Source organism: Sinomonas sp. (assembly GCF_051955515.1).
Taxonomy (GTDB): Bacteria; Actinomycetota; Actinomycetes; order Actinomycetales; family Micrococcaceae; genus Sinomonas.
In genome coordinates this window covers 1-9,845 of record NZ_JBQCGQ010000191.1, presented here as the reverse complement: position 1 = coordinate 9,845, position 9,845 = coordinate 1, and the positions used below count along the sequence as shown (strand labels likewise).

Annotated in this window: 10 protein-coding genes; 6 read left to right on the top strand and 4 right to left on the bottom strand. The window is 70.1% G+C overall.

Going from position 1 to position 9,845, the window contains the following annotated elements:
* Nucleotides 1-413: 413 nt before the first annotated feature.
* The 3 genes from trmB to ACTHL9_RS11000 form a co-directional block, all read right to left on the bottom strand.
* Nucleotides 414-1,277: a tRNA (guanosine(46)-N7)-methyltransferase TrmB gene (trmB, locus tag ACTHL9_RS11010; protein WP_440519065.1), complete on the bottom strand. Its 864-nt coding sequence runs from the start codon at nt 1,275-1,277 to the stop codon at nt 414-416.
* 11 nt (nt 1,278-1,288) lie between these two features.
* Nucleotides 1,289-2,527, bottom strand: coding sequence for an MFS transporter (locus ACTHL9_RS11005; RefSeq protein WP_440519067.1), 1,239 nt, complete (start codon nt 2,525-2,527; stop codon nt 1,289-1,291).
* A 184-nt stretch (nt 2,528-2,711) separates the two neighbouring features.
* The gene (locus ACTHL9_RS11000; protein WP_440519064.1) at nt 2,712-3,977 is read right to left on the bottom strand and encodes a M20 metallopeptidase family protein; all 1,266 of its coding nucleotides are present in this window, start codon (nt 3,975-3,977) and stop codon (nt 2,712-2,714) included.
* A 112-nt stretch (nt 3,978-4,089) separates the two neighbouring features.
* Here ACTHL9_RS11000 and ACTHL9_RS10995 point away from each other — a divergent pair, with 112 nt between their 5' ends.
* The 5 genes from ACTHL9_RS10995 (at nt 4,090) to ACTHL9_RS10975 (ending at nt 8,411) form a co-directional block, all read left to right on the top strand.
* Complete coding sequence (locus ACTHL9_RS10995) at nt 4,090-5,136, top strand: Lrp/AsnC family transcriptional regulator (RefSeq protein ID WP_440519063.1); 1,047 nt, start codon at nt 4,090-4,092, stop codon at nt 5,134-5,136.
* Between the two features lie 189 nt (nt 5,137-5,325).
* Complete coding sequence (locus ACTHL9_RS10990) at nt 5,326-6,807, top strand: DEAD/DEAH box helicase (protein WP_440519062.1); 1,482 nt, start codon at nt 5,326-5,328, stop codon at nt 6,805-6,807.
* 34 nt (nt 6,808-6,841) lie between these two features.
* Complete coding sequence (locus ACTHL9_RS10985) at nt 6,842-7,243, top strand: YccF domain-containing protein (RefSeq protein WP_440519061.1); 402 nt, start codon at nt 6,842-6,844, stop codon at nt 7,241-7,243.
* 78 nt (nt 7,244-7,321) lie between these two features.
* Nucleotides 7,322-7,885, top strand: a complete 564-nt coding sequence (locus ACTHL9_RS10980; protein WP_440519059.1) for a YceI family protein — start codon at nt 7,322-7,324, stop codon at nt 7,883-7,885.
* Nucleotides 7,886-7,889: 4 nt separating this feature from the next.
* The gene (locus ACTHL9_RS10975; protein WP_440519057.1) at nt 7,890-8,411 is read left to right on the top strand and encodes a 2'-5' RNA ligase family protein; all 522 of its coding nucleotides are present in this window, start codon (nt 7,890-7,892) and stop codon (nt 8,409-8,411) included.
* Here the strand turns inward: ACTHL9_RS10975 and ACTHL9_RS10970 are convergent.
* Entirely contained in the window at nt 8,408-9,289 is an 882-nt protein-coding gene (locus ACTHL9_RS10970) for a DUF4031 domain-containing protein (protein WP_440519055.1), read from the bottom strand. The genes ACTHL9_RS10975 and ACTHL9_RS10970 overlap by 4 nt on opposite strands.
* Nucleotides 9,290-9,414: 125 nt before the next feature.
* On the opposite strand from ACTHL9_RS10970, the gene ACTHL9_RS10965 reads away from it, so the two are divergent.
* The coding region (locus ACTHL9_RS10965; protein ID WP_440519054.1) for a Clp protease N-terminal domain-containing protein at nt 9,415-9,845 on the top strand (431 nt) is incomplete at its 3' end.

The following is a 9,845-nucleotide window of genomic DNA, read 5'->3' as shown; positions in this document are numbered from 1 at the left end:
CGCTCGAACCGACCCTCGGCCGTCGGCTCGTCCTGAGCGGACCGACGAACCGGGCGTGGAACCCGTTGGCGGAGGCCCTCGTCGGGGCGCTCCGCGACGGCGCCCGGTAGCCGGTAGCCCGGGCGTTCGGCCGACCTGCGGCCGCGAAACCCCCGCGATCCGCCCAACCCCTTGACTGCAACCGGGGGTTTCGGTGACTTCCCGGGGTTTCGCGTGGACCCACGTCTGCGCCCAGAGCGCATGTTTGGTGCGAAGGCGCACGTTTCGCATGGGTGAAACGTCCGCCCTCGCAAGAAACGTGCGCCTTCGCAGGATCCCCGGCGCGAAAGGGCGCCGCCTCAGCCGCGAAACCCCCTAAAGCGGACGAAACCCCAGAGGTTTCGACGACGGGTCGGAGCGCAGGGAGCATCCAGCTAGGCCCGCACCGCCGTCAGGTCGAAGATGACGCGTCCCGCCTTGAGGGCCTTGTTCTCGAAGCTCGTGAGCACGCGGCCCTCGAAGCGCGGGGCCCAGCCACCCACGAGGTCGGACTCCCCGGTCGGCTCGCAGTCCACTCCCGAGGCCCACGCGGCGGTGAGCGGACTGTCCGAACCGGCGCGCCCGCCGTCGTGCGCGTTGCGGAAGTCCGGGGAAGCGGAGACGACGTCGCGCATCTGCTGCGCATACCCCGACCAGTCCGTGGCGAGCCGCCACAGCCCGCCTGGCTCGAGCACCCGGGCGGCGAGCTGGGCGAAGGAGCCGTTGATGAGCCGCCGCTTGTGGTGCTTCGTCTTGTGCCAGGGGTCCGGGAAGAACACCCAGAGCTCGCTCACGGAACCCTCGGGGAGCATCGTGCCGAGGACCTCGGGCGCGTTCGCCTGGACCACGCGGACGTTCGTGAGGCCGCGCTGGCCGATCCGCAGGAGCGTGTTCGCGAGCCCGGGCCGGTAGACCTCGACGGCGAGGAAGTTCCGCTCCGGGTCCGTCTCCGCCGCGGCGACAACGGCCTCGCCGAGCCCGGACCCGATCTCGACGACGAGCGGCGCGGAACGCCCGAACTCGCCCGTCGCGTCGAACATGTAGTCCGGGTGCACCGAGGTGTCGGCGACGTGCCGCGGAACGTCCACCACGAACGACTCCGCGTGCTCGTCCCACGCCTGCTGTCGCCGCCCCTGCAGCCTGGTCCCGCGGCGCACGAAGCTCACTGGCTGACGACGGTACGTGCCGAAGGAGGCCTGGCTGCCGGGGGTGACAGGGTTCGCAGCAGGGGTGCCGGAGACGGCAGGGTGTTCGCTCATCGCCCTCAAGCCTAGTCGCTGAGGTCCTTGCCCTTCGTCTCGGGCAGGGTCATCACCACAAGGATCGAGACGATCATCAGCGCCACCGCGTACACGTTGAACATCCACGGCTGCTTCACCACGTCGGTGAACAGCGTCTGCAGGTACGGCGCGGTTCCGCCGAAGAGCGCCACGCAGATCGAGTAGGGAACGCCGACGCCCACGGTGCGGATGTGCGCCGGGAACAGCTCGGCATAGGTGGCGGGCGCAATGGCCGCACCGGCGGCGATGAAGAACAGCATGACGGACATCGAGACCGCGAGCTGCCAGGCCGAATCGTGGAGGAGCCACGTCATGGGGAAGTGCAGGAGGGCGCTGCCCGCTGCCCCGGCGATCATCACGGGCTTCCGGCCGATCCGGTCGCTGAGCCTGCCCCAGAACGGCAGGGCCGCGAGGAACACGAGGTTCGCCACGATGCCTGCCCAGAGGGCCTGCCCGGCGTCGATCTTGAGGCTCGTCGACGCGTACGTCGGCGCGACGACGGCCCACAGGTAGTAGATCACGGTGAGGCCCACGGTCATGCCGATGACCTGGAACGCCTGCTTGCGGTGCTCGACCACGGACTTCCACAGCGACGGCCTCCCTGCCCGCCCTTCGCGCCCGGTGCCCTCGGCGATCCCCTCGAAGGCCTCGGTTTCCGGCATCCGCGCCCGCATCACAAGCCCATACAGCCCGAGCGCGGCGCCGACGAAGAACGGGATGCGCCAGCCGAACTCTGCCATCTGGGTCTTGCTCAGGGCCGAGGTCAGCACGGCCCCCATGAGCGTTCCGGCCACGATCCCGAGGGTGCCCGAGAAGTAGATGAGGGTGGACCAGAAGCCGCGCCGCTCGCGCGGGGCCATCTCCGAGAGGTAGGTCTGCGACGACGGCAGCTCGCCGCCGTGCGCGAGGCCCTGGATGAGCCGCGCGACGAGGAGCACGAGCGAGGCCATGGCACCGACTGCGCCGAACGTCGGGGCGACCCCGATCAGGAGACTGCCCAGCGAGGCGAGGCCGACGGCGAGCGTCATCGAGGTCTTTCGCCCCACCTTGTCGCCGATCCAGCCGAAGACGAACCCGCCGAACGGCCGGGCCACGAAGCCGACGGCGAAGATGGCGAGCGTCGAGAGGATCGCCGAGGTCGCGTCGGCGGGATTGAACAGCTGCTTCGAGAAGAACGGCGCGAACGTCGCGTAGATCGCCCAGTCATACCACTCGGCTGCGTTGCCGATTCCGGTGCTGACGAGAGTCCGTCGTGCCGAAGGCGCGGCAGAAGACGGCGCTGCGGAGGGTACGACGGCGGTACGCGCCGAGCGCGCTGCGACCGCGTCGCCGCCGGGGGTTGTGTTGGTGGTCAAGGGAGCATCCTCCATGTCGTGCGGGGTTTCGGGCTGTTGCTTAATGGGCCGGGGTTGCTCAATGGGCCGGGAGTGCTCGATGGGCCCGGAGTGCTCGATGAGCCGCGAGCTCGGCGGTCTTGGCGAGGGCCAGCTGCGCGTAAAGGGCCGCGCCATCGGTGAGGACGCCGTCGTCGAACGTCGCGAAGGGGGAGTGGTTGAAGGCGCTTGTCCGGTGGTCAACCCCCGCCGGAACCGCGCTCAGCCCGATGAAGCTCCCCGGCACCTCGGCGAGGACCCGGGAGAAGTCCTCGGACCCGCTGAGGGGCTGGGCGAGCCGGGCGTGGCGCCCGCCGGCCCGGCCGAACAGCTCCGCGATCGCGGACTCGGCGAACTCCGTCTCGGCCTGATCAGTCACCGTCAGCGGGTACTCGGCGGCGTAGCGGACGTCGACGTCGAGGCCGTGGGCGTGCGCAATCCCTTCGAGGAGCCGGGGGATCGCCGTCTGCATCCGCTCGCGGTTGGCCCCGGAGAAGGTGCGGATGGTCGCGTCGAATTCGGCGGTGTCGGGGATGACGTTGCGCTTGGTGCCCGCCGCGAGGCGTCCAACTGTCACGACGCAGGGATCGAACATGTCGAACTGGCGCGTGACCATCGTCTGGAGCGCGAGCACCATCTCGGCCGCCACGGTCACGGGGTCCTTCGCCGCGTGGGGCGCTGAGCCGTGGCCCCCGGCGCCGCGGACGGTTACAAACAGGCCGTCGGAGGCGCTCATCATGACCCCTGGCCGCGTCACGAACTGCCCGTGGGGCGCCGTCGAGGAGAAGACGTGAAGCCCGAAGGCGGCGTCGGCCCGGCGGCCGGCCGCGTCCAGCACGCCTTCGCGCACCATGACGCTCGCGCCGTCGAAGCCTTCCTCGCCGGGCTGGAACATGAAGACGACGTCGCCGGCGAGCTTGTGCCGGTTGTCGGCGAGGAGCGTCGCTGCACCGAGCAGCATCGAGGTGTGGAGATCGTGGCCGCACGCGTGCATGGTCCCGTCGATGCGGGACGTGAACTCTGCGCCCGTCTGCTCCTGGACCGGGAGGGCGTCCATGTCGGCGCGGAGGAGCACGACGGGTCGTGAGCCTTCGGCGGCAGGAGCTCCGGCTTCGCCCCGGAGGACCGCCGTGACGGAGGTGGTGTCCGTTCCGGTCGAGACCTCGAAGCCGAGGCCGTCGATCGCTTCGAGGACCTTCTCCTGGGTCCGCGGCAGGTCGAGGCCGATCTCGGGTTCCCGGTGGAGGGCGTGCCGCCAGTTCACGAGAGTGTCGTGCAGTCCGCGGGCCTCGTCGATCAGTTCCACTTCTTCTCCTTCTGTGGCCTGTCCCTCTGTGGCCTGCGCCACAGTGACTTTTTCCTTGACGAGTGTGCGCTGAACCACCCGTCATACCGGGCTTGGTGCAACAATCGATCAGATGAGCCCTTCTGAGCAGCGTTCTGTTTCATTCGGGGCGCCCGTCGTCCAGCTCTCGGAGGAGGATCTCGCCCTCCTGCACGCGCTGCAGATCGCCCCGCGGGTCCCGTGGCTCGAAGCGGCCGAGATCCTCGGCGCCCACCCCGCGACCCTCGCGCGTCGTTGGGAGCGGCTGCGCCAGACCGGTCTCGCCTGGAGCACCGCACACCTGCGCGGGGACCCGGCGGAGATGGTCGTCGCGTTCGTGGACGTCGAGTGCGACCCGGGCCAGCGCGAAGAGGCGGTGGCTGCGCTCGCAGCGATCCCGGAGGCGCAGACGATCGACGTCGCCACGAGCCATCCCGACCTCTCCCTCACCGTCTTTGCGCGATCGCTCGTCGACTGCGCGGAACGGGTGCTGCCTCAGATTGCGGCGGCACCGGGGGTGAATCGAATCCAGAGCGAACTGTGCACCAGACTGCATTCGGGCGGCCATTCCTGGCGGCTCGCCGCCCTGGACCGGGCGCAGATCGCCGCCTTCGCCGAACTGGGACGGATCGAACCGTTCACGGGCTCCCTCCCGGCGGCCTGCTTCGACCTCCTTCCGCTCCTCGTGCGCAATGGGCGAGCGAGCGCCGCCGAGATGTCCCGGGAACTCGGGCGCAGCCCCGCGACCATCCATCGGCAGCTCGCGAAGGTCCTCGGCAGCGGCCTGCTGTCGTTCCGCTGCGAGGTCGCCCAAGGGCCAGCCGGCTACCCGGTGGCCTGCAAGTGGCTCGCGAAGGTTCCTCCGGGGCAGCACGCGCAGGCCGCGGCGGCGATCGGGGGATTGCGCAACGTGCGCCTCGTCGCGTCCACCACCGGCCAGACGAACTTCACGATCATGATGTGGCTCCGCACCGTTGCCGACGTCATGACGGCGGAGCTCACCATCCAGGAGCGGATCCCGGGCATCGAGCTCGTCCAGAGCACAGTCATGCTGCGGGCGGTCAAGCGGGTGGGTTTCATGCTTCGCGCCGACGGGACCACGACCGGCGAAGTGGTGGCCAGTCCAGCCCTGATAGACTAGTGAAGTTGGAGTTCGGGCTCACATCCCCTCCAACAGCGTCGATGAACGCGATGACTGCCCTGGGATGCAGCCCTTGCGCGCTCCCGGATCCGGCAGTGCCCTGCGGTCGCCAGGCTCTCCCTTTCTTCGGCGAACCCGTGACGCCGACGTGGCCCACGGGACGATCCGATGCTGGAGTTGCCTTCACTCATGCCTGCCCCCACGTTTGCCTCCGTCGGCGTTCCCGCCGTCCTCGACCGCACCCTCGCAGCCCAGGGGATCGAGTCGCCCTTCCCGATCCAGACGGCGACGCTCCCGGACACGCTCGCCGGCCGCGACGTGCTCGGCCGCGGCCGCACCGGCTCGGGCAAGACCCTCGCCTTCGCCATTCCCCTGGTGGCGCGCCTCGATGCGGCGGGTGCCGCCGTCGTCCGCACGCCGGGCCGCCCGCTTGGCCTCGTCCTCGCGCCGACCCGCGAACTCGCGACCCAGATCAACGCGACCGTCGAGCCGCTCGCCAAAGCCGCGGGGCTCACGACGACGGTCATCTACGGCGGGGTCTCGCAGGTGCGCCAGGAGCGCGCGCTCGGTGCCGGCGTCGACATCGTCATCGCCTGCCCCGGGCGCCTCGAGGACCTGATGCGCCAGCGCATCGTGGACCTCAGCCACGTCGAGGTGACCGTGCTCGACGAGGCCGACCACATGGCGGACCTGGGCTTCCTGCCGGTCGTGCGACGGCTTCTCGACACGACACCGAAGGACGCGCAGCGGCTCCTGTTCTCCGCGACCTTGGACAACGGCGTGGACGCCCTCGTGAAGCGCTACCTCCACAACCCGCTCACGCACTCGGTCGATGAGCCCCGGGCCGCCGTCACGACGATGGAGCATCACGTGTTCGTCGCCGCGGACGCGGGTGCGAAGAAGAACCTCGTTCACGCCCTCGCCTCCGGCCGCGGCCGACGCGTCCTCTTCATGCGGACCAAGCACCACGCGAAGCGGCTCGCCAAGCAGCTCACCCAGGCTGGGATCCCCGCGGTCGACCTCCACGGCAACCTCTCGCAGAACGCCCGCGACCGCAACCTCGCGGACTTCTCGTCGGGCGCCGTGCGCGTGCTCGTCGCGACCGACGTCGCCGCCCGCGGCGTGCACGTCGACGACGTCGAGCTGGTGGTCCACGTCGACCCGCCCGCAGAGCACAAGTCGTACCTCCACCGCTCAGGCCGGACGGCGCGGGCCGGGTCGGACGGCGCCGTCGTCACGGTGGCCCTCCCGGAGCAGCAGCAGGAAGTGCGCCAGCTTCTGCGCCACGCCGGCGTCAAGGTGGAGTTCCAGACGGTATCGTCGTCGTCGCCCGCGGTCGCCGACCTGGTCGGCGAGCCGGCGGAGTACGTTGACCCCGCAGAGCGCGCAGCCGCCGTCGCGGCGAAGCAGCCGCGCCCGGGCGAAGGCGCGTCGACCGGCGCGAACGCCCAGCGCAAGCGCTCGCGCCGTGGCCGCGGTGGTTCGGGCGCGTCGGGCGCCGCTGGAGCGCCCAAGGCGGCGTCGGCGTCGAGAGGTGCCGCGTCGCCGAGGGCTGCGGCCCCGCGCTCGGGCTCGACGGCGGCCTCCTCCTCCCAGGGGGCAACGTCGTCGTCCGCTCGTCGCGGCCCCCGCCGCCCGGGCTCGCGCACCTCGAACGCCCGCCGGGGGTAACGACAAACCCCGGCATCGCGGGCAGACTGGTCCCATGAAGACCCTGCTCAACCTCATCTGGCTTGTCTTCGGCGGACTCGTCCTCGCGCTCGGCTACTTCCTGGCCGGGATCCTGTGCTGCCTGCTCATCGTCACGATTCCCTGGGGGATCGCGTCCTTCCGCATCGGCGCGTACGCGCTCTGGCCGTTCGGGCGGATGGTGGTGGATCGGCACGAGCAGATGGGGCTCCCCAGCCTGCTCGGGAACGTCATCTGGCTCGTTGTCGCAGGAGTCTGGATCGCCCTCGGGCATGTCGCGACCGCGATCGCCATGGCGATGACCATCGTCGGGATTCCCCTCGCCATCGCCAATATCAAGCTCATCCCGGTCTCCCTCTTCCCGTTGGGCAAGCAGATTGTGCGCACCGACAGGTTCCTGGCGAGCTACAGTCGGTGACCCAACCGGGTCCGTCTGCTCCCATCCTTTGTGACGGGCCACAGCGGCGCTAAGTTTGGTACGACGAAGGAGGCCCCCATGCCGGAAATCGACCCCTCGTACGCGGGCGAATGGCGCTTCGACCCTGCCCACACGCGGCTCGGCTTCTCGACGCGCCACGCGATGGTCACCAAGGTGCGCGGCTCGTTCAACGACGTCGAGGGGGTCATCACGATCGATCCCGACGACCCGACGGCGTCGACCGTGAACGTGACCATCAAGGTTGCCAGCATCGACACGCGCAACCCCCAGCGCGACGAGCACCTTCGCACCAATGACTTCTTCGACGCCCCCCACTATCCCGAGATCACGTTCGTGAGCAGGCGGATCGACCAGGTCGAGGAGAACAGCTTCATTGTGAACGGCGACCTCACGATCCGCGGCGTCACGAAGGAGATCGCGATCCCGCTCGAGTTCATCGGCGTGGAGCGCGACCCGATGGGGAACCTGCGCGCGGGCTTCGAGGGGTCCCGGCGGATCGACCGCAAGGACTTCGGCGTCAACTGGAACGCGGCTCTGGACTCGGGCGGCGTGCTCGTCTCCGACCGCATCCTCCTCGAATTCGAGATCTCGGCCATCAAGACCGAGGCATCCCAGAACTAGAGAAGTGGACGCGGACGAGGCGCCCGAGGAGTCGGCTCCGAGCGAGCCGATGGGGGCCTTCGTGGTCGTCGCCTTCGTCGAGCCCACGCCGGTGGGCGTCCCGTTCAGCAAGCGGCGCTGGCCGCTCCACGTGACCCTCCTGCGCTTCGACGCGCCGCGCGGGCGCGCGATGGCCGCGGTCGGGCGTGCCCTCGCCAGTCACCACGACCCCATCACCGTGCGCATCGCCGACGACGCCAACTTCGGCTTCCACGGCAGGGTGCGCGTTTCGCTCGTGCACCATGAGCCGGGGCTGCATGCGCTCCACGAGCGGGTCCTGAGCGAGGTGGCTGCCGTGGGCGGCCGCGTGCACAGTCCGCAGCACACGGGCCGCGGCTTCCGCCCGCACATCACGGTCCAGGGGGAACGGCGGGTGCATGAGGGGGAGCGGGTGGTGCTCGACGACTTCGCGCTCATCGACATGGCGCCCGACGGCGACACCTCCGTGCGCTTGCCCCTCGTCGCCTGGGGGCGGGGCGCGCGCTAGCCGCGCAGGCCCGCGAGTTCCTCGCTCAGATTCGTTCTGGCACCGTCGAGCCACAGCTCCCGTGCCCGCTCGGTGTGGAAGAGCGGGTCGAGCGCGAGCAGGTGCTCGAGGACCTGGGCGCGCCCTGCGCGGAAGGGCCCGTCGGGGACGTGGGCGTACTCGGCGCGGACCTGCGCCGTATACCGGCGGTAGCCGGCGCTGTCGCGACCCAGCACGGCGAGGTCCGCGTCGCACAGGAGTTGCCCGCCGCCGTCGTCCGTGGAAGGCCGGTGCGCCGCAGTGAGCCGGACGAGCCGCCCGACCTCCGCAATCTCCGGCGCAGGGAGGCCCGCGTCGGCGAGTCTCGACTCGGCGAGCAGTGCCGAGTCCTCTTCGTCCTGGCCAGCTCTTCCGGCGTAGACCGCGTCGTGGAACCACGCGGCGAGGCTGACGGCGCGCGGGGCGGCGCCGTCGTCGGAAATCTCGTCCAGCGAGGTGAGCACGGCGAAGAGGTGAGCGTTCGTGTGGTAGCGGCGGTGGGCCTCCGACCAGCGCCCGATCAGCTCGCGGCCTAGCTCGGGGCGGCCCGGCAAGAGCTGTTCCCAGCGTTGGGCGAGCGGCGTCGCGAGGGCCTTGGCACGCTCCCGTGCGGGGACCCGCAGGCCTGAGGCGATGAGCGCGCGCGTGAGCGTCCGGCCGTCCACGGGCTGCGCGCCCCTCAGCACCAGATCAGCGTGCCGGCGTTCGGGGACGTCGTAGTGGTCTTCGTCGAACGCGCGCTCGGGGATCTCGGCAGCGGCGGCGAAGGCGTGGAGCTCCGCGAGGGACGCGTCGGAGACAAGGTGGGCGAAGACGGTCCCGTGAGCGGGCCACATCGGGGTATCGATGAGGATGGCCATGCCTTCCAGCATGACACCGACGAGGTTGCCGGAGAGACTTGAGCTGAGTACACTCAACTTAGATGCGTTGACCTAAGTGAAGGCTGCGCGGTTGGATGGTCCGGTAGCAGGGGAAGGAGCTCTCGTTGGACGTCAAATTCACTACCAAGAGCCAGGAGGCGCTTTCGGCTGCGGCCATGAACGCCTCGACGGCAGGCAATCCTCAGGTTGAACCGCCGCATCTGCTCAAGGCGCTCATGGATCAGCGCGAGGGCGTTGCGGTGGCACTCCTGCGTGCGACCGGCGCGGACCCGGATGCGGTGAGTGTCGCCGCGAGCACCGCGATCAAGGCGATGCCGTCCAGCTCGGGCAGCACCGTCGCCCAAGCGCAGCTCAGCCGCCAGGGCCTCCAGGTCATCCACGCCGCGCAGCAGGAGGCGGAGGGCATGGGGGACAGCTTCGTCTCGACCGAGCACCTTCTGCTCGGGCTCGCGGCCGACGGCGGTGCGGCCGGCAAGGCGCTTCGGGACGCCGGCGCGACCCTCGAGTCGCTCAAGGCCGCGCTTCCCGGGGTCCG